The 19,443-nt window shown below is 45.6% G+C and carries 15 protein-coding genes, 15 tRNA genes, 1 riboswitch and 1 other annotated feature (1 of these 32 cut by a window edge); of the genes, 6 read left to right on the plus strand and 24 right to left on the minus strand.

What is annotated here, in order from left to right; translation table 11 throughout:
• Window positions 1–100: 100 nt before the first annotated feature.
• Window positions 101–955, plus strand: a complete 855-nt coding sequence (locus tag IGJ74_RS16280; protein ID WP_218193036.1) for an RluA family pseudouridine synthase — start codon at window positions 101–103, stop codon at window positions 953–955.
• Between the two features lie 96 nt (window positions 956–1,051).
• On the opposite strand, the gene IGJ74_RS16285 is transcribed toward IGJ74_RS16280, so the two are convergent.
• From IGJ74_RS16285 to IGJ74_RS16295, 3 genes are all read right to left on the minus strand, one after another.
• On the minus strand, window positions 1,052–2,128 hold the full coding sequence (locus IGJ74_RS16285) for a M23 family metallopeptidase (protein WP_194188305.1): 1,077 nt from the start codon (window positions 2,126–2,128) through the stop codon (window positions 1,052–1,054).
• 141 nt (window positions 2,129–2,269) lie between these two features.
• Entirely contained in the window at window positions 2,270–2,989 is a 720-nt protein-coding gene (locus IGJ74_RS16290; RefSeq protein WP_008382017.1) for a pseudouridine synthase, read from the minus strand.
• Window positions 2,990–3,058: 69 nt separating this feature from the next.
• The gene (locus IGJ74_RS16295) at window positions 3,059–4,705 is read right to left on the minus strand and encodes a putative polysaccharide biosynthesis protein (RefSeq protein WP_008382016.1); all 1,647 of its coding nucleotides are present in this window, start codon (window positions 4,703–4,705) and stop codon (window positions 3,059–3,061) included.
• Between the two features lie 199 nt (window positions 4,706–4,904).
• Here IGJ74_RS16295 and murE point away from each other — a divergent pair, with 199 nt between their 5' ends.
• Complete coding sequence (murE, locus tag IGJ74_RS16300; protein ID WP_218193037.1) at window positions 4,905–6,425, plus strand: UDP-N-acetylmuramyl-tripeptide synthetase; 1,521 nt, start codon at window positions 4,905–4,907, stop codon at window positions 6,423–6,425.
• A 72-nt stretch (window positions 6,426–6,497) separates the two neighbouring features.
• Here murE and IGJ74_RS16305 read toward each other — a convergent pair whose 3' ends face one another.
• Complete coding sequence (locus IGJ74_RS16305) at window positions 6,498–6,797, minus strand: DUF5960 family protein (RefSeq protein ID WP_008382014.1); 300 nt, start codon at window positions 6,795–6,797, stop codon at window positions 6,498–6,500.
• Window positions 6,798–7,017: 220 nt separating this feature from the next.
• On the opposite strand from IGJ74_RS16305, the gene IGJ74_RS16310 reads away from it, so the two are divergent.
• Entirely contained in the window at window positions 7,018–7,248 is a 231-nt protein-coding gene (locus IGJ74_RS16310) for a hypothetical protein (protein WP_005233376.1), read from the plus strand.
• A 106-nt stretch (window positions 7,249–7,354) separates the two neighbouring features.
• Here the strand turns inward: IGJ74_RS16310 and leuS are convergent, their stop codons facing one another.
• Together leuS and IGJ74_RS16320 are read right to left on the minus strand one after the other, a co-directional pair.
• Window positions 7,355–9,769 carry a leucine--tRNA ligase gene (gene leuS / locus IGJ74_RS16315; RefSeq protein WP_218193038.1) on the minus strand — a complete coding sequence of 805 codons (2,415 nt, stop codon included), beginning with the start codon at window positions 9,767–9,769 and terminating at the stop codon, window positions 7,355–7,357.
• An 86-nt stretch (window positions 9,770–9,855) separates the two neighbouring features.
• Window positions 9,856–10,075: a binding site (T-box leader), on the minus strand.
• Between the two features lie 42 nt (window positions 10,076–10,117).
• Window positions 10,118–11,818, minus strand: a complete 1,701-nt coding sequence (locus IGJ74_RS16320) for a LysM peptidoglycan-binding domain-containing protein (protein WP_087664544.1) — start codon at window positions 11,816–11,818, stop codon at window positions 10,118–10,120.
• A gap of 291 nt (window positions 11,819–12,109) precedes the next feature.
• On the opposite strand from IGJ74_RS16320, the gene IGJ74_RS16325 reads away from it, so the two are divergent.
• Genes IGJ74_RS16325 through IGJ74_RS16335 form a run of 3 tightly spaced genes read left to right on the plus strand, consistent with a single transcriptional unit; the run spans window position 12,110 to window position 14,311 of the window.
• Window positions 12,110–12,760: a phosphatase PAP2 family protein gene (locus IGJ74_RS16325; protein ID WP_008382009.1), complete on the plus strand. Its 651-nt coding sequence runs from the start codon at window positions 12,110–12,112 to the stop codon at window positions 12,758–12,760.
• Window positions 12,761–12,774: 14 nt separating this feature from the next.
• Window positions 12,775–13,758 (plus strand): TIGR01212 family radical SAM protein, encoded by a 984-nt coding sequence (locus IGJ74_RS16330; RefSeq protein ID WP_016613000.1) that lies wholly within the window; start codon window positions 12,775–12,777, stop codon window positions 13,756–13,758.
• Window positions 13,733–14,311 carry a tRNA (mnm(5)s(2)U34)-methyltransferase gene (locus IGJ74_RS16335; RefSeq protein ID WP_005233365.1) on the plus strand — a complete coding sequence of 193 codons (579 nt, stop codon included), beginning with the start codon at window positions 13,733–13,735 and terminating at the stop codon, window positions 14,309–14,311. The genes IGJ74_RS16330 and IGJ74_RS16335 overlap by 26 nt, the downstream gene beginning before the upstream one ends.
• A 24-nt stretch (window positions 14,312–14,335) precedes the next feature.
• Here IGJ74_RS16335 and IGJ74_RS16340 read toward each other — a convergent pair whose 3' ends face one another.
• From IGJ74_RS16340 to IGJ74_RS16425, 18 genes are all read right to left on the minus strand, one after another.
• A complete protein-coding gene (locus IGJ74_RS16340; protein ID WP_087664543.1) occupies window positions 14,336–15,115 on the minus strand; it encodes an alpha/beta hydrolase in 780 nt (259 codons plus the stop codon).
• A gap of 22 nt (window positions 15,116–15,137) precedes the next feature.
• Window positions 15,138–16,595, minus strand: coding sequence for an MDR family MFS transporter (locus IGJ74_RS16345; protein ID WP_005233363.1), 1,458 nt, complete (start codon window positions 16,593–16,595; stop codon window positions 15,138–15,140).
• Between the two features lie 66 nt (window positions 16,596–16,661).
• Window positions 16,662–17,846 (minus strand): methionine adenosyltransferase, encoded by a 1,185-nt coding sequence (gene metK, locus IGJ74_RS16350; protein WP_087664542.1) that lies wholly within the window; start codon window positions 17,844–17,846, stop codon window positions 16,662–16,664.
• Window positions 17,844–17,925, minus strand: a riboswitch (SMK box riboswitch). It overlaps the preceding gene by 3 nt.
• Before the next feature lie 91 nt (window positions 17,926–18,016).
• Window positions 18,017–18,088, minus strand: a tRNA-Glu gene (locus IGJ74_RS16355).
• Window positions 18,089–18,103: 15 nt separating this feature from the next.
• A tRNA-Ile gene (locus tag IGJ74_RS16360) sits at window positions 18,104–18,177 on the minus strand.
• Window positions 18,178–18,193: 16 nt separating this feature from the next.
• Window positions 18,194–18,264 (minus strand) — tRNA-Gly (locus tag IGJ74_RS16365).
• A 7-nt stretch (window positions 18,265–18,271) separates the two neighbouring features.
• Window positions 18,272–18,344: transfer RNA gene (locus tag IGJ74_RS16370), tRNA-Phe, on the minus strand.
• Window positions 18,345–18,352: 8 nt separating this feature from the next.
• Window positions 18,353–18,426, minus strand: a tRNA-Asp gene (locus IGJ74_RS16375).
• 39 nt (window positions 18,427–18,465) lie between these two features.
• Window positions 18,466–18,539: transfer RNA gene (locus IGJ74_RS16380), tRNA-Met, on the minus strand.
• Window positions 18,540–18,605: 66 nt separating this feature from the next.
• Window positions 18,606–18,695, minus strand: a tRNA-Ser gene (locus IGJ74_RS16385).
• 12 nt (window positions 18,696–18,707) lie between these two features.
• Window positions 18,708–18,779 (minus strand) — tRNA-Glu (locus IGJ74_RS16390).
• Window positions 18,780–18,789: 10 nt separating this feature from the next.
• A tRNA-Ser gene (locus IGJ74_RS16395) sits at window positions 18,790–18,877 on the minus strand.
• 21 nt (window positions 18,878–18,898) lie between these two features.
• Window positions 18,899–18,972, minus strand: a tRNA-Ile gene (locus tag IGJ74_RS16400).
• Window positions 18,973–18,989: 17 nt separating this feature from the next.
• Window positions 18,990–19,060 (minus strand) — tRNA-Gly (locus tag IGJ74_RS16405).
• Window position 19,061: 1 nt separating this feature from the next.
• Window positions 19,062–19,138: transfer RNA gene (locus IGJ74_RS16410), tRNA-Asp, on the minus strand.
• A 38-nt stretch (window positions 19,139–19,176) separates the two neighbouring features.
• Window positions 19,177–19,250 (minus strand) — tRNA-Met (locus IGJ74_RS16415).
• Between the two features lie 66 nt (window positions 19,251–19,316).
• A tRNA-Ser gene (locus IGJ74_RS16420) sits at window positions 19,317–19,406 on the minus strand.
• Window positions 19,407–19,432: 26 nt separating this feature from the next.
• Window positions 19,433–19,443, minus strand: a tRNA-Ile gene (locus IGJ74_RS16425); it runs 63 nt beyond the window's last position.

Below are 19,443 nucleotides of genomic sequence, written 5' to 3' on the forward strand. Positions count from 1 at the left end.
ATTCTAGCATTGAATACTCTGTTTTTTATTGTTTTTTTTATAAGAAAAGCTTAAAGATGCTATAATAGTCGGTAGCGAATAGCAAAGAAAGGACGTTATTATGGAATACACCATGACTTTACCCGAAAATCACCCGCCCATGCCGCTTCGCGATTTGTTGGAACAGGAGTGGCTCGTTCCACGAAAAGTGCGCCATTTTCTGCGCACACGGAAAAATGTGGCCGTCAATCAGCAGCCCGCGATGTTTCATCAAGAAGTTCGTGGGGGTGATCAAATCACTTTGATCATTGAATACAGTGATTACAGCTACCAGCCGATCCAGTTAGGCCAAGCGGACAAAGTCGACGTACTTTTTGAAGATGAACACTTATTGGTGCTGAACAAGCCTGCCGGGGTCAAGACGCACCCAAATCAGCCATTAGAAGCAGATACTCTGTTGAATGATGCAGCTGCTTACCTTGCGCCGAAACAGCAGCAGCCTTATGTGGTCCATCGTCTAGACAAAGAAACCAGCGGTGTGGTTTTATTTGCAAAAAATCCTTTGGTGTTGCCGATCTTGGGCCGAATGCTGGAAAACAAACAGATTTTCCGTCGCTATCAAGCCACTGTTTGGGGGAAACTTACGCAAGATCAAACGATCGCCAAAAAAATCGGTCGTGACCGTCACGATCGTCGCAAGCGGATCATTGACTCCCGCAACGGTCAGTCAGCCGTCACCCATGTAACCATCGCTCACGCCCAACAAAAGACAACCAATGTGTATTGTGTGTTAGAAACTGGTAGGACCCACCAAATTCGCGTCCACCTTGCCAGCATCGGTCATCCAGTCGTTGGCGACCCGCTTTACCAAAACAAACCAGCGCCACGTTTGCTGCTGCATGGCTACGAATTGCATCTAGAGCATCCTTTTACCAAAGAACAGTTAGTGATCATCGCTCAACCGGGCTTGTGGTAAGCAACCAAAAAGCATGACGACTTGAGGAATCCCTCTTGTCAGTCATGCTTTTTGGTTTCAGATGATTTTCTCCATGCTTCTACTTGGTATTTTGGTTTATAGCGGTAAGTAAGCTGCTGGATCAACGAATTCTGACCACAACGTCTTACTCAGTCCAAAGTGCAGATGGACGCCTGTCGAATTTCCAGTCGTCCCCATCGTACCGACTTGGTCGCCGACTGCAACGGTCGCCCCCTTTGAGACACTGACAGCTGTTAAATGAAAATAATACGAGTAAAAGCCATTATCGTGAGCCAAAATCACGTAATTTCCAGTGCTTGGGCCATAGCCAGCATCTTCTACCTGTCCATCACGAGCGGCGACGATTTTCTCCCCCGCTTGACCTGTGAAGTCGATCCCGTCATGCTGCGTCCCTGAAAAACCAGTCGGGTCTGCTCGAGTACCAAAACCGCTGGAGATCGACACGGAGCCAGTGATTGGCAGTGAAAATTCACTGGCTGCCGCTTTCTCCGCTGCTTCTTTGGCTTTTTGTTTCGCTTCTTCAGCTGCTTTTGCTTCTTGCTCCACTTTTTCTTGTAGGTCTTGCACTTGGGCTTGCGTCTGCTGCAGCTGCTCTTGTTGGGACTGCAATTCTTTTTTGGCTGTTGCTAATTGTTCTTCGCTATGTACTAATTGGGCTTGCGTCAAGGTTTGGTACGAAGTGATTCGTTGTTGTTCGGCTTCTTTTTCCGCCAATTGTTGGTTCACTTCCCGTAAAGCCGCTTGTTGTTCACTAAACTTGCGTAGTTGCTGGATCGTGGCTTGCGGTCCATCGACTACCAGACTGCTTTGCGCTTGGCTTCCTTGGTGCTGGGCTTTTTGATCATTTAGTGCAGTGATCTGCGTTTGAACTTCCTTGCTTTCTTCTGCCAGTTGGCTTAATTCTTCCTGATAATCCGCTAATTGACTTTCCAACGCTGTGACTTTCTGTTGGCTGGTGGTGACTTCGTCTTCATAAGAGGCTAGTTCTGTGGTCAAAACCGTCAGTTCCTCGCTGCTCTTGGTTTCAGCAGCATAACTGATAGCTGGCTGGAAAAGCGGCAACGTAAGGGCGAGCAATAAAAAAATCTTTTTCTTCAATGAGGTAACTCCTTCTTTTTTTAGTAGCTTGGCTACTTTAACATGCTTATTCATGAAAAAAAAGAGGGTTTTTCCAACAGTTTAAAGTCTATTGTTGCAAACTTTCATGTAAATCACCTATAAAACGGGCTTTTTTTACAAATATTGCAGCCGAATAACAACTTTCATAAGAATTTCTTTAGCTCGCCGATCGTCTTATCCTCGCTCTTGCAGCTTCGCCAATTCCTCAGGAGTCAATTCCCGATACTCGCCTAATGCCAAATCATCTGGCAGGGACAGGCCTCCCATGCGAATCCGTTTCAAATAAACGACTTCTTTTCCTACTGCATGGACCATCCGTTTGACTTGATGAAACTTGCCTTCATGGAGGATCAGTTTGATTTCGCTGCGCGTTTCGTCTTCATCGACGTTGAGGATCTGCAGTTCAGCCGGCAAGGTCCACTCGCCGTCTAATTTGATGCCTTTGGCAAAGGTTTTTTGATCCTCCGCTGTCATGATTCCCTCGACTTGGGCATAATATTCTTTTTCCACATGCTTCTTAGGCGACAATAATTGATGCGCCAATCCGCCATCGTTCGTAATCAGCAAAAAGCCTTCGGTGTCTTTATCCAACCGTCCTACTGGAAACAAATCTTCGCGAAACGCTTCTTCAGAAAACAAATCTAAGACCGTCTCTTCATAGGAATCGACGGTTGCCGAAATCACTCCAGCGGGTTTATTCAGCAAATAATAAAACTGGCTTTGATAGACGATGGGTTCCCCCTCAAAACAAACGGTATCTTGTGTTTCTAGTACTTGCGCTTTGTCACTCTTGATGACTTGTCCATTGACGGTCACGAGACCTTTTTTGATCAACTGTTTCACTTCTTTGCGGGAGCCATAACCCATATCCGCTAAAAACTTGTCTAAACGCATCGGTTTCTTCCTTTCATATAAAACAGCCGCCAAGGTCTCACAAAGGAGGCTCAGCGGCTGCTTCTAGTTTTATTTGATGTGTAATTTCTGGCGTAAACGAACCATTGATGAGCCGAGTAGTTTTTCAGCTAAACGCAATTTCAGCGCAATGTAGATGTACACACTGCCACCGACTCCTGCTACTAGCAAGCTCAAGATAAAGGCTTGGACTTTTCTTTCAGAGCTAAAGATGAGACCAAAGAGTTGGCGGGCGATCAACGCTGCGATCACCATAATGATCGTCATCGCGCCAATCAATAACGTCCGTCGCAACGTTAAGTTTACATTGAAATGGCCTTTGCGTATCATCTTGCGAATGTTCAGCCAGCAGACGATCCCTAAAGCAATCGTCGTGGAAACTAATGGGCCATAAACTTGGAACAACCGAATCGCTGGATACTGCAGGATCAACTTCACCAGCAACCCTACAAAGAAGAAAACAACGGCTTCTTTGTTGTGGTACATTCCTTGCAGCATACTAGAACTAAGCATAAACAAGCCCAAGACCAGACCAGACAGACAGGCAGCGACTAAAACGCTCGCTCCTAACGCATCTGGACGATAAAACAAGGTGTATAAGGGATAAGACAGCACGATCATCCCAAAGGTCGCTGGGAACATTACAAAGGAATACAATTGTAAGTTATTGCTGATCAATTTAGCTAAGTTCTTTTTGTCTTTTTTGGCGACTGCTTCACTGATCAAAGGCAAGCCTGTTGAAGCCATGGAAGTAGCTAATCCGATAACCACCATCGTCAACTTATCAGGGTTGCTACCGAAAATCGCCATTAATTCTAAGAGCTGATCATTTGAAAATTCAGTAAAACTACTCATGATCCGCACAAAGGTGTATTGATCCACCAATTTTAAAATCGTGATCCCAGAACCAACGATAATAAAAGGGATCGCTTCTTTGATGGTCGCTAAAACCAATTCTTTGGTTTGCAACACGGTTTCTTCTTTGCTCATATCGACTAAGACGTCCATCCGTACCCGTTGCTTTTGGAAGTAATAGCCTAAAACCAAAATACTGGCTAAGACACCGATAAAGGCGGCAAAGGTCGATTGCGTCACAGCCGCCGTGTATTCGCCTTCGATAACCCGCATAATGATGAAGGTCGCCAAAAGCATATAGCAGACGCGGGCGATTTGTTCGACAACTTGCGAGATCGCAAAAGGTTTCATGTCTTGGTTTCCTTGGAAGTATCCTCGCATAACACTCATACAAGGAAAGACCAATAGTGCAATGCTCAATGAGCGCATTGCAGGAATCAATTCTTCCCCGCCACCTGAAGCCGTTGCCAACCATGGGGCTGCCAAATACATGATTCCGGCGGTCACCACGCCAAAGCCTGCCATCAATTGGAAGGCCCTTAAAAAGAGCTTCTGGCTGGTGCGGTATTCTTGGCGAGAATTATAAAAAGAAATCTGCTTGGCAATTGCCGATGGGATCCCAGCAGTTGAGATCATTAAAAATAAGGCGTAAACATTATAGCCCATCCCAAATAACGCATTTGCTTTATCGGCATTTGCCCCCATCCAATAATACCAAGGTAAAATGTAAATGGCGCCAAGCAAACGTGAACCGATATTGCCCATTGTCATCCAAGCAGATCCTTGAGCCATTTTTTCTTGTGTAGTTAATTCTTTTGACACTGAACGCATGTGATTATCCATCGCCATTATCTCCAACTTTCTACAAACATATCCCTTCCATTTTAATTCGAAAAAGAGTTGGTCGCAATCTATTTTTGCAACATCTTAAAGTTTCTTCAAAATAAGAAGAAAAAAAAGAAAACTTTTCCCTCCTAAACGGCGGTTTTTAGGAGTTATGCTATAATAAGAGAAATCTTTAGAGGAATGAAGGAGAACAACGATGCAAAAGGAACTCATTACCGTGCCACAGATCCGCAAACTCTTATTGCAGGAAAACCTATTAAAAGAAATCATCACCCCCACTGATTGGGTTTATACCGTGCCGCAAGAAATGACTGATATTGCCTTTACCTCCTTAAGTTACGACTCGCGAACGGCCGATGCGGCAACGCTTTTTTTCTGTAAAGGGGCTTCTTTTAAAGAAAGCTACCTAGCCGCCGCCATTGATCAAGGCATTCAGTGCTACATTTCAGAAACACCTTATGACAACTTCGCAACCTACGGGATCATTGTTACGGACATTCGAGAAACGATGGCAGTGATCGCTCAAGCATTTTATGGCAACCCGCAAGAACAGCTGGTGACCATCGGCATCACTGGCACCAAAGGCAAAACCAGCTGCGCCTATTTTGCTCGGGCGATTTTAGCAGAATCGACGGGTCAAAAAGTAGCATTCTTTTCATCTGAGGAAAACTCAGTCAATGGAAAAACCTTTAATGAAGCAGTGTTGACGACTCCCGAAACACTGGATCTTTATAAAATGATGGCTGAGGCTGTTGCAAACGGCATGACCCATCTTGTAATGGAAGTTTCTTCTCAAGCGTATAAAACCAAACGGGTAGCCGGCATTACCTTTGATATTGGCGCGTTCTTGAATATTTCGCCTGATCACATTGGACCGGTGGAACATCCAACTTATGATGATTATCTTTACTGCAAACGGGAACTGATTCGCAACAGCAAACAAATGATTTTAAATCGTCAAAGCGATCACTACCACTTGCTGCGAGAAACTTGTGAAGTCCATCAAGTTCCTTATATCACCTACGGACGTTCAGATGCCGATTATGTCGTTCAAGAAGGAATGGACCTAAAGAGTTTCGCCCTGACAGCTGCTTCTGATGTCTTGCAAGTCTCTGGTGAATATCAACTGGGGATCTTAGGTTCTTTCAACCATGAGAACGCCGCAGCGGCGATTTTGGCTGCCTGCTTAGCGGGTGCCTCTCGTGAGGACGCTCAGAAAGTCCTGCCGACAGTGATCATCCCTGGACGAATGATCGTTTTAGAAAAAGAAAATGGCGCCGTCATGATCGTTGACTATGCCCACAATTACCTGAGCTTCCAATCATTAAGTGAACTTGCCCGTCAATTACGACCAGATGGCCGCCTGCTTTTTGTCACTGGCAGTGCTGGCGGAAAAGCCCAATCTCGCCGAGCAGATATGGGACGAGCGCTAGGAGAATATGCGGACAAAGTCTACCTGACCAGCGATGATCCTGATTTTGAAGAAGCAGCTGCGATCGCAAAAGAAATTGCAGATGCTATCACCAATCCTGAAGTTGCCATCATTCATGAGATGGATCGGGCTCAAGCCGTCAAATTGGCGATCGCTGAAGCAGACGGTCGTGATATCGTGATTATTGCGGGCAAAGGCGCCGAACAATACTTGAAAGTCGCTGGAAAAAAAGTCCCTTACATCGGTGACTTGACCTTAGCGCAGCAGCAAGCCAAGCACCAATAGCAACAAGTTGTCTCAACAAAAAAAGCTTTCAGATGATCCATTAAATCATCTGAAAGCTTTTTTCCTGTGTGATTAAGGTTGTTCATCTTCGTAAGTCTCATAGACATAGGGTGCGCCATCATAACGGAATTCTGTTGAAATGGCAGCGTCAAGGTCTTCGGTAAACATTCGCTTGCTGAAAGGAAACAAAAAGACTTGCCCTTCTTTGGCATCTTCGGCTGCTAAACGGTAAAACAGCTCTTCTTCTGTTAATTGTTGATTCAACTGTTCCAAGACATCGGCAGTGACTGCCTCTTCTTCATAGCCAGGTTTGGCAATCCGTGCATAATCTTCAAAAAAAGCCGTTTGGCCTTCAAATGATTGATACTCCATGTACGTCCCCTCTTTCTTTTCTCTTTCTTTATTATACGAGAGTCTGTGAGGATCAGCGAATAATATGATCGCTAACAAGCGGAAATTTGGCTTTTTTAGCGCTTAAATATGTCAGAAACATTTCAAGTGTATTACGAATCAATTATTTGACAAAATCAGATTGAACACGTATCCAAATTTTGTATAATGATACATAGAGACTATAAAAGGGGCAAATGTAATGAACAACGCAAAGAAAAAATTATTCGTCGGTACTGGTGCTGCAATTGGTTTTGTCGCAATCGTTGCTATGATGGCTCAGTTCATGATTTCCAATCATCTATTTGGCGGAAGTGATGCTTCATCAGAAATTTTCACTCGCGCTACGTATCCAAACGGCTTTCTACTAGTGATCTTGATTCCATTGGTCGCAACAGCCGCTTTGTTCTATGGGATCATTCGCAAAAAATAACAAAAAAGTGTTGCTGAGAACCACTCAGTAACACTTTTTTTCTTTGTCGCTACCAAAAAGCTGCCTAACAGACCATTGTCCTGTTAGGCAGCTACTTTTTTAGCGTTTAGTTTGCAACGATATTAACCAATTTATTGGGTACGACGATCACTTTGCGGATCGTTTTTTCTTGGAGCTGTTCTTGGACAAGTTCGTTTTCTTGGGCCAATTGTTCAAGCACTGCTTTTTCTGCGTCTGCTGGAACCATTGCTTTGGCACGAACTTTGCCGTTGACTTGAAAGACGACTTCGATCTCATCTTCCACTAGGGCACTTTCGTCATAGGTTGGCCAAGGCACATAAGAGATCCCATGGTCATTCCCGAGGATCGACCAGAGCTCTTCACCGATATGCGGTGCGATTGGAGCCAATAGCTGCACAAATCCTTCGACATACTCGTAAGGTAAGGCATCAGCTTTATACGCTTCATTGACGAAGACCATCAATTGGGAAATCGCCGTATTGAAATGCAGCTGTTCATAATCTTCCGTCACTTTTTTAACCGTTTGGTTATACACCTTCGACAATTTTCCATCGTTGAATGTCGTGATGCGGTCGCGCATTTTGCCATTTTCATCGACGATCAAGCGCCACACGCGATCCAAGAATTTGCGACTGCCTTCAAGGCCATTCTCATTCCAGGCGATCGATGCATCCAATGGTCCCATAAACATTTCATATAGACGCAAAGTATCTGCACCGTATTGATTGATGACATCATCTGGATTGACGACGTTGCCGCGGGATTTCGACATTTTTTCATTGTTTTCCCCAAGGATCATCCCTTGGTTGAACAATTTTTCAAATGGTTCTTTCGTTGGTACGACACCGATATCATACAAGAATTTATGCCAGAAGCGAGCATAAAGCAAATGCAAGACAGCGTGTTCCGCCCCACCGATATAAATATCGACTGGCATCCAGCGTTTCAATTTATCATAGTCTGCCAAAACAGACTTATTATGAGGATCGATAAAGCGTAAGAAATACCATGAGCTTCCTGCCCATTGTGGCATCGTATTGGTTTCGCGACGTCCTTTTTTCCCAGTTTCTGGATCGGTGACATTGACCCAATCCGTGACATTAGCTAATGGCGATTCCCCGGTACCGCTTGGTTTGATATTGTCGGTTTTTGGCAAACGCAATGGCAGCTGATCTTCAGCAAGCGCTGTGGTCGTCCCATCTTCCCAATGGATGATTGGGATTGGTTCACCCCAATACCGTTGGCGAGAGAACAACCAATCGCGAAGACGATAGCTGACTTCTTTTTTCCCAACATGGTTTTCTTCCAACCATGCGACCATTTTTTCAATGGCGGTCTCTTTGTCTAGCCCATCCAAAAAGTCTGAATTGATATGCAGTCCATCTTCGGTATAGGCAGATTCTTCCACGTTGCCCCCTGCCAATACAGGAATGATCTCTAAACCGAATGTTTTGGCAAATTCGTGGTCACGTTCGTCATGGGCAGGAACCGCCATGATCGCACCTGTTCCATAAGAAGCCAAAACGTAATCGGCGATCCAAATCGGGATCTCTTTGCCATTCACGGGATTGATGGCATAGGCACCAGTGAAGACACCGGTTTTTTCTTTGGCCAAATCTGTTCGGTTCAAATCAGATTTTTTCGATGCTTCTTCTACATAGGCATCAATGGCTGCTTTTTGTTCTGGGGTAGTGATTTGGGCCACTAGCTCATGTTCTGGTGCCAATACAGCGTAGGTCGCACCAAACAAGGTATCTGGGCGAGTCGTAAAGACGGTAAAGTCTTTTTCCATCCCTGCCACTTTAAACGTTACGTTGGCTCCGACAGAACGTCCGATCCAATTGCGTTGCATTTCTTTGATGCTTTCTGGCCAATCAACTTCTTCTAAATCGTCCAACAAACGATCAGCATATGCCGTGATTTTTAGCATCCATTGGCGCATCGGTTTGCGGATCACATCATAGCCGCCCCGTTCGCTCTTGCCGTCAATGACTTCTTCATTGGCGATCACAGTTCCAAGCTCTGGTACCCAATTTACCGGAACTTCGGCTTCATAAGCTAACCCTTTTTCATAAAGCTTGGTAAAGATCCATTGCGTCCACTTGTAATATTCAGGATCTGTCGTATTGATTTCACGATTCCAGTCATAGCTGAACCCTAGCGCATTGATTTGACGGCGGAAGGTCTCAATATTTTTCTTCGTAAATTCCGCTGGATCATTTCCTGTATCTAGTGCATATTGTTCGGCAGGCAGACCAAAGGCATCCCAGCCCATTGGGTGCAGTACATTGTACCCTTGGCTGCGTTTGAAGCGGCTCAAGATATCCGTAGCCGTATAGCCTTCTGGATGTCCGACATGTAATCCTTGTCCGGATGGATATGGGAACATATCTAGCGCATAAAATTTTGGTTTGTCCGGCTCATCATGGGTGTTGAACTCATTTTTCTTTGCCCAATATTTTTGCCATTTTTTTTCGATTTCTTTGTGATTGTAATTCACGATGGACTCCTCCTAAAAATTGGTGCTTTGCTCGTCAAATCAACCAGCAAAACTTAAAAAAAGTCCTATAAAAATCGCTATGATTTTTATAGGACGTTATCAACGTGGTACCACCTAAGTTTATCTGCTCCTCAAAAAAGCAGACCTCGATGTTTTAACGGCCATCGCCGTATCTGCCTAGCCAAATCAGGTTCAGTCAGATATCACTCGAAGACGAGTTCGAAAGGTGTGCTGTGCATTTCCACCAACCATGCACTCTCTAAAAGTCCCACCGTACTTCTACTATTCCTTCTCAAACGTGAAAGTTTCTTTGCACTTATCCTAACAAAAATCATTAGGAATAGCAATCTATTTTACCCTAACTGTTTGTCCTGGGTAAATAAAGTTATTTTGAATATTGTTCCATTGAATAAATTGATCCGTCGTGATGCCAAACTTATCTGCGATCCCCCAAACGGAATCCCCCGATGCGACCTTGTAAGTACCATTGGTCGCTGAAGTGCTGGTAGTAGCTGCCGTGCCGCCTTGCTTGACGACCACCTTTTGTCCTGGATAGATAAAATCATTTTTGATGTTGTTCCAGTTGCGGAATTGGTCCATCGAAATCCCGTGTTTATTGGCAACTGACCAGACTGAATCACCCGCTGCCACCGTATAGGTGTTGCCTGCAGCACTGCTACTGGTTTGGCTGCTGACGGTCGTGCTCGTTGTTGTACTTGTACTCGTTGCGGAACTACCACTGACGACAACTTTTTGTCCTGGGTAGACAAAATCATTTTTAATATTGTTCAAACTGCGAAATTGATCCATGGAGATCCCATGTTTGTTGGCGATCGACCAGACTGAATCACCCGCTGCCACTGTATAGGTACCGCGACTGCTTTGGCTAGCAGTTGATGCAGTGCTGACGGTCGTGGTACTGCTGGTATTCGTAGACGAACCACCACTGACGACAACTTTTTGTCCTGGGTAGACAAAGTCATTTTTGATATTGTTCAAACTGCGGAATTGATCCATTGAAATCCCATGTTTATTGGCGATCGACCAGACTGAATCACCAGAAACTACGGTATAGGTGTTGCCTGATGTAGTTGCTGAAGTATTACGATTGACGATCGATACCGTAGAAGTTGCCGAAGTACTTTGGGTGCTGCCGTTAACTTTCAACGTTTGCCCTGGATAAACAAAATCATTTTTGATGTTGTTCAAGCTGCGCAACTGATCCATTGAGATCCCATGTTTGTTAGCGATCGACCATACAGAGTCGCCCGAAGCGACTGTATACGTTTGACTGCCGCTCGTGCTGACAGCCGCCGTTGTAGTCGTAGTATTGGTTGATGCGCTAGCTGTGGCACCACCACCGGCATTGCCAGAAGCAGGTGTGTCGTATTGCGTCAAACCAAATTGTTGGATCACTGCATTCAGGGAAGAAGCATAATTGGGTGCAGTCGCATAGCGGCCTGCTAGCCATGCGGTTGCATCAAGATATGAAGTCGTATTGCTTTTCCAAGCGCCAGAATAATATGAAACGCCGCTTTGTAAAGAGGTTGAGCGTAAAGTACGTGCGTTATCTTCGAATGATTGCGTGTATGATGGGTAGCGCTTAAAGGGTTCATTCATAGTCAACCATTGATTGTTCAAGTACTCCAAAGTACTCATATAAACGGTTTGACCGTTGTAGCTGCCTTTGATCCCGAATAGATTATAATTCGGTGCTTTTGATAAACTGCTTCGGCCCCAACCACTTTCTAAAATGGCTTGTGCGATCATCACAGAAGCATATAAATCGTTGGCTTGTGCCACGGGCTGAGCGTAAGTAGCGATTTCGGCAATAAATGCGGAAGTATTCGGCGCGGCAAAATTGCTAGTAGAAACTTGGGCGATCGAGGTCTCTACGGCTTCTGCTTGAACCGATGACACCAATGGAGCTACAACAGAGCAAGCAGTCAGTGTCGTTCCTAAAACAACTGCACTTTTTTTGATCACTCGATACTTATCGCCCGATTGGTCTGCTTGACGATGTACTTTTCTTGATTGACTCGTGTTCATGTCCGTTATTCCTCCGTTTTTTCCTTATAGTGAACGTAGGTTTAGTATACAATTTCTTAAGAATTTATAAAAGGTATTTGAGCCGATTTCAGAAACTGTAAACTCTTTGTAATCAAACGAACATTTATTGAAATGAAGAGTTTGTATTTAACCCAACGAAAAATATTCCTTGGCAGTGGGATGCTCCCTGAATGGTTCCCTGCTTTTTCCGTCTTGCGATAAATGCTATAATACCTTCTAGATGTCTCTTTGCTTGAAGGGACAGAAATTCTCTAGAAACGAGGCTTTTCCATGCATAAAAAACTTTATTTTCAATTTGCCGGCAGCTGCTTTTTACTGCTGTTCGTTTTTCTCGGCTATCTCGTGAAATTTTATCCTACTTGGTTGGTCTCCTTTGACGAAACCTTGACTCGCATCATCCGCACCGGCTATCCGTTTTGGACACCGTTTTTTCTATGGGTCACAAAATTTGCGAATCCTACCACGATCATCTTGCTCTTTCTTGCTGTTTTAGCCGTTTTAGTGATCAATAAATATTATGCAGAAGCACTATGGCTCAGTATCGGCACCATCGGGATTGCCGGGCTCTTTAATCCATTGATCAAACTGGTCTTTTTACGGGAGCGACCAACCCTTGAACACTTAGTCACGGAATCAAGTTTTAGTTTCCCCAGCGGACACTCGACAGGCAGTATGGTTTTTTATGGGACATTGCTCTTCTTGGTCCCAGTTTTCTTCAAGCAGCCTTTTTGGCAATGGGGACTCCGTATTCTGCTAGGCCTATTGATCAGTTGTATCGGCATCAGCCGCATCTATGTTGGCGTGCATTTTCCCAGTGATGTGTTAGGCGGTTTTTGTGTCGGCCTGTCTTGGCTACTGTTGACCTACCCTTACTACTTGCAAAAACGTTTTGTCTGGCGCTTCACGCGTAAACAATTATAAAAGAAGGTAAAAAAATGAATCCATTTCCTTATGCAGAAGATAAAAACAAACGATACCATTCATGGAACTTTGCTTTGCGGCAAGAATTTGGCGAAAAAATCTTTAAAGTTCCCATCGATGCGGGCTTCGACTGCCCCAATCGTGACGGCACCGTTGCCAAAGGCGGCTGTACATTTTGCAGTGTGTCCGGCTCTGGCGATATGATCGTAGCACCTGAAGCCCCGCTACCAGAGCAGTTTGAAAAAGAGATCGCCATGATGCACAAAAAGTGGCCGCAAGTGGACAAATACATTGTCTATTTTCAAAATTTTACGAACACCCACGCACCGGTGGCAGTGATCCGCGAGCGCTTCGAGCAAGTACTGACACTACCTGGTGTTGTCGGGATCTCCATTGGGACCCGACCAGACTGCTTACCAGCAGATGTCGTTGACTATCTGGCAGAGCTCAATCAACGCTTTTATTTATGGGTCGAATTAGGACTGCAAACGACGTTTGAAACCACGAGCAATGCCATCAACCGCGCCCATGATTATCAAACCTACTTAGACGGCGTCGCCAGCCTGCGCAAACACAATATTCGTGTCTGTACCCATTTGATCAATGGCCTACCAGGCGAGACGATCGAGATGATGCAAGAAAACGTCCGCCGCACCATTCAAGATTCTGATATCCAAGGCATCAAACTGCACCTGCTGCATTTGATGCGCAATACTCGGATGCTGCGGGATTATCATGAGGGACGTTTGCAATTGATGCGGCGCGATACCTATGTGTCATTGATCTGCGATCAGTTAGAAATGATCCCCCCAGAGATCATCATTCATCGCTTGACAGGCGATGCACCATGGGATTCTCTGGTAGGTCCAATGTGGAGTTTGAAAAAATGGGAAGTCTTGAATGAGATCGATCAAGAAATGCTACGCCGCAACTCCTATCAAGGGAAATTCAACGTGCGAAAGGAGCTTGTCAATGCTTCCGACCGCCATGCGCTATAGCCACACCCTTTTAAAAGAAGTTGTGCAACCGGGACATACCGCTGTTGATGCCACGATGGGCAACGGCTTTGACACGGAATTACTGGCTTCCTTAGTTGGGCCGACTGGTCAGGTGTTTGCTTTTGATATTCAAGAACAAGCCCTCCAAGCCACCAAAAAACGTTTGACTGAAAAAGAGCTGTTGCCGCAAGTTCAGCTGATCCATCAAGGCCATGAGACGTTGGCAGATGTTGTGAGTGGTCCGGTTCACGCCGCCATTTTCAATTTAGGCTACTTGCCAAAAGGGGACAAAGCGATCATCACGCTGCCTGATACAACGAAAACGGCTTTAGAAGCTTTACTGACACGTTTAGTCCCGAAAGGTAGAATCATCCTCGTCTGCTATTATGGACACGCTGGCGGCGAAGCAGAGCTGAAAGAAGTCCACTCCTTTTGTCAGCAGCTGCCGCAAGAGGAATATAATGTCCTTTCCTATCAATTTATCAATCAGCGCAACCAGCCGCCGATCTTATTTTGTATCGAACGAAAAAACCATCAGTCCTCGGCACGTTAAGGTGTCGATCGACTGATGGTTTTTTTATTCACTAAAAAGCCATTGCAGGACTCGTTGGATCCATTGATCCCAAAAATTCCAATCATGATCCCCAGTTCCCGATTCAAACGTTATGGCTAGTTTGCGTTTTTGCAGCTTATCCACCGCATATTCACTTGCCGGATACAGCTGATCCTCGGTTCCGCAGCTAATAAAAAAGCGCGGCGCGGTGCTTGGATCGATGGTCTCAATCAGATGGATCAAATCATTTTCTGACCCTTTGAATTGCTCTAAAGGGCCAAAGATTCCTTCCCAATAAGCTTGGCTTCGCAGCTGCAGCAAGGAATCCATGCTTTCAGCCAGCGCTAATGCGCCAGACAAAGACGCTACCGCCGCAAACTGGTCAGGCTTGCGCAGCCCAAGTTTTACTGCCCCATAGCCCCCCATCGAGAGACCTGCTGCAAAAGTTTTTTCTCGTTTTTGCGTCAGTTGAGGAAACAGTTCATGACAAATTTGTGGTAATTCTTCGGCGATAAACGTCCAATACTTCATTTCGTAGGTCGTATCGGTATACCAGCCCAGATCAGTAGACGGCATGATGACCGCTAGTTGATACTCTGCGGCATATCGCTCGATCGACGTCCGTCGCTGCCAGACACTATGATTTCCGTTCATCCCATGCAATAAATAAAGCACCGGGAGATCTGTGCCCGTCGATTGGCTTTGCGTACCGATTTTTTTCTTGGTACTTTGAGGCAAGATCACATCGATCATTACCTCCATTTCAAGAACATTTGAATAGATATTTGCTTGTAAAAAAGCCATACAATCACCTGCGATCCTTTTTTTATATTGTACCAGATTCTCGCGAAATCGTGCGGGTCAAACCAATCGCTAGCACAATGAGTAAAACACCGATCCCAAAAACCCAGTGTAGACCGCTATAAAGAATCTCCCGTAATTGCCCTAATAAGGCTGTTGGCAGCTGACGCGCGGCGGCTGGATCAACCAGCTGATTCATGACACTGCTGTCAGTGACTTGCGCCTGTGCCAAGCCCACGCTATTGCTGGTGTTTAAAACGATACCGAAGACCGCCACCATAATGGTTTGCCCAATCGTTCGCAGCAGCGTATTGAAAGAAGTCGCCACGCCGACTTGGGTGGGTGCAACGCTGGTTTGGGCAGTAACGGTACAAACCACCATCGTTGCCCCTAATCCGACGCCCGTAATAGAAGAAATCACCAAGAACAACCAGAATGATGTCTGTGCCGGTGTCAAAAACAACCACAAGGCACCGGTAGCCGTGATCACTAAGCTAACCGTCAAGACCCAACTGACACTGTGTTGTGTCAACCAACGGCTGGCTAAGAAGGAACCAATCATCCATAAAATCGACAACGGTGCCAACACAAGCCCGCCAATCCCCGCACTCATGCCTAATACCCCTTGCATCCACATTGGGATATAAACATCGATCCCCATCAGGAAGCCGCTAGCCAAAGCTGCTACGATGTTTACCACCACAAATAGTTTTGAGTGGAACAGCTTCAGATCAATAATCGGATCTGCTGCTTTTTTCTCCACACGAATGAAGCCGATAAACGTGAGGACAGAAAAAACGAACAGACCGATAACAGGCAGACTTACACCATAATCTCCTAGCAATTGGAAGCCTAGCAGGAGCCCTACTAACGTCAACATCAACAAGAGACTGCCTGCATAATCAATGTTGACTGCAGCAAAGGCCTTTTTTTCTTCATGAAAATAAAACCAAATTAAGGCGATCAACCCTAATCCGATGGGCACGTTGATAAAGAAGATCCAATGCCACCCGATCGTATCTACGATCAATCCACCGGCTAAGGGACCAACGACACTGGCGATCCCCCAAGCAGTACTATTGAGCCCTAAGACTTTCGCCCTCTTTTCAACAGGATACAGGTCCGCAATGATCGTTAGGGCAACGGGCATCATGGCCCCTGCGCCTAATCCTTGCAACGCTCTGGCAATGATCAACGTCAACATTGTGTTGGCCATCCCACAAAACGCCGACCCGATAATAAACAGCAGCGTACCAAATAGAAAGACTGGTTTGCGGCCGATGTTATCGGCAAACTTGCCGTAGATCGGGGTCAACATCGCACTGGTCAAAAGATAGATCGAGAAGACCCAGTTCATGATCTCGATCCCTTTCAATGAACTAACGATGGTAGGCATCGCTGTCGTAATGATCGTTCCTTCGATCGCGGTCATAAACGTTGCGACAAAGACCGCAATAGTGACTAATTTTACATTGGTTCGCATGTAACTCCTCCTTTTACTCCAAAAAAAAGAACCCCTATTGATAGTCATCAATAGAGGTCGCCTCTTTTAATCCTTCACACTTGCCAAAAGTGCCGCCACCTTGTCGGTGCGTTCCCATGGCAAATCGATATCTGTACGACCGAAATGTCCGTAAGCGGCAGTCTGACGATAAATCGGACGGCGCAAATCTAACATTTCAATAATTCCTGCTGGTCGCAAATCAAAGTTTTCTCGTACCGCTTGGATCAAGCGCTCGTTGCTGACGGTTCCGGTACCAAAAGTGTTGATGCTGATCGAAACGGGCTGTGCCACACCGATCGCATAGGCTAATTGGACTTCCACTTTTTTGGCTAGCTTTGCTGCTACGATGTTTTTGGCAATGTAGCGAGCCGCATAGCTGGCTGAACGGTCAACTTTGGTTGCGTCTTTTCCAGAAAACGCACCGCCACCATGACGAGCATAGCCGCCATAAGTATCAACGATGATTTTTCTGCCTGTCAAACCGGCATCCCCTTGAGGACCGCCGATCACAAAACGACCAGTAGGATTAATATAATATTTTGTCTGCTCGTCTAAAAGATCGGCAGGAACCACTTCTTTGATCACTTTTTCAATGACATCACGGTGGATCGTTTCATTATCAGCCGCATCATCATGCTGGGTACTAATAACGACGGTGTCCACTCTTTGTGGTTGATCGTTATCATCATATTCAACAGTTACTTGCGATTTTGCATCTGGACGCAAGTAGCTTAGTTCATTGTTTTTACGCAAATCTGCTAATCGACGGACTAACCGATGACTCAATGCGATTGGTAAAGGCATCAATTCAGGTGTTTCATCAACGGCAAAACCAAACATCAAGCCTTGGTCACCGGCACCGATATCTTCTTTATCCGTTTCTCCACGACTTTCTAAAGCATCGTCAACGCCTTGAGCGATATCTGGTGATTGCTCATCGATCGCTACCAAAACAGCAACCGTATCGCCGTCAAAGCCGAATTTTGCTCGTGTATAGCCGATTTCTTTTATGGTTTCTCGGACGACTTTTTGAATATCTACATAAGCAGAAGTAGAAATTTCTCCAAAGACTAAAACCAATCCGGTGGTAACTGACGTTTCGCAAGCGACCCGTGCCATTGGATCTTCGGCAAGCAACGCATCTAAGATGGCATCACTGATTTGGTCGGCTACTTTGTCTGGGTGTCCTTCTGAAACGGACTCTGATGTAAATAAGTGTTTCTCTGTCATTTTTGTATTCCCCCTAATATATGTTTCGGTTACAAGGCATCTTCGCAGCTGCGAATCCTTTCGGGAACTTGCAACGGACTGATTATAACAAATTTTGACCCTTCGTAGTTGAAAAATGATAAAAAAGATCATTTTTGGGTAATAAAAAAACACTCTCAAGAGTGTTTGCATGATCCGTACGGGATTCGAACCCGTGTTACCGCCGTGAAAGGGCGGTGTCTTAACCGCTTGACCAACGGACCAGTTTGAAAATGTAATGGGCCTAAATGGACTCGAACCATCGACCTCACGCTTATCAGGCGTGCGCTCTAACCAGCTGAGCTATAGGCCCCAAATAAAAAATGCAAAGCGGGTGACGAGAATCGAACTCGCGACAACAGCTTGGAAGGCTGTAGTTTTACCACTAAACTACACCCGCATTCCTATGGCGCGGGACAGAATCGAACTGCCGACACATGGAGCTTCAATCCATTGCTCTACCAACTGAGCTACCGAGCCAAAAACAACGGTCTGGACGGGACTCGAACCCGCGACCTCCTGCGTGACAGGCAGGCATTCTAACCAACTGAACTACCAAACCAGAAGCTTTGTATTGCTGCTTTGCCGTTAAACAAAGCGATTGCGGGAGCAGGATTTGAACCTACGACCTTCGGGTTATGAGCCCGACGAGCTACCAGACTGCTCCATCCCGCGATAAGTAATTACTTTTCAGCAATTAAAGGACTGTGATTCTTTTGCTCGCAACAAAAGAGACAGTTAAGGAGGATAAGGGATTCGAACCCTTGCACGGTTTTACCCGCCTGACGGTTTTCAAGACCGTTCCCTTCAGCCGGACTTGGGTAATCCTCCAAAAGTAACAAATGATCCGTACGGGATTCGAACCCGTGTTACCGCCGTGAAAGGGCGGTGTCTTAACCACTTGACCAACGGACCAATAAAAAAACGGAGAAGGAGGGATTTGAACCCTCGCGCCGGTTTCCCGACCTACACCCTTAGCAGGGGCGCCTCTTCAGCCACTTGAGTACTTCCCCAAATGTATGACTACATTTTGATGGGCCTAAATGGACTCGAACCATCGACCTCACGCTTATCAGGCGTGCGCTCTAACCAGCTGAGCTATAGGCCCCAAAAAATAAAAGCTAAAGCGGGTGACGAGAATCGAACTCGCGACAACAGCTTGGAAGGCTGTGGTTTTACCACTAAACTACACCCGCATGGCGGTCTGGACGGGACTCGAACCCGCGACCTCCTGCGTGACAGGCAGGCATTCTAACCAACTGAACTACCAAACCATATTTAGCTTTTATTGCGCTTTTGAAAACAAAAGCAATTGCGGGAGCAGGATTTGAACCTACGACCTTCGGGTTATGAGCCCGACGAGCTACCAGACTGCTCCATCCCGCGATAAGTAATTACTTTTCAGTAATTAAAGGACTGTGATTCTTTTGCTCGCAACAAAAGAGACAGTTAAGGAGGATAAGGGATTCGAACCCTTGCACGGTTTTACCCGCCTGACGGTTTTCAAGACCGTTCCCTTCAGCCGGACTTGGGTAATCCTCCATAATAAAACAGATACAATGCCACAATGGACCTTGTA

Origin of the sequence: Enterococcus sp. AZ009, assembly GCF_050548785.1 — a bacterium.
GTDB lineage: Bacteria > Bacillota > Bacilli > Lactobacillales > Enterococcaceae > Enterococcus_D > Enterococcus_D entomosocium.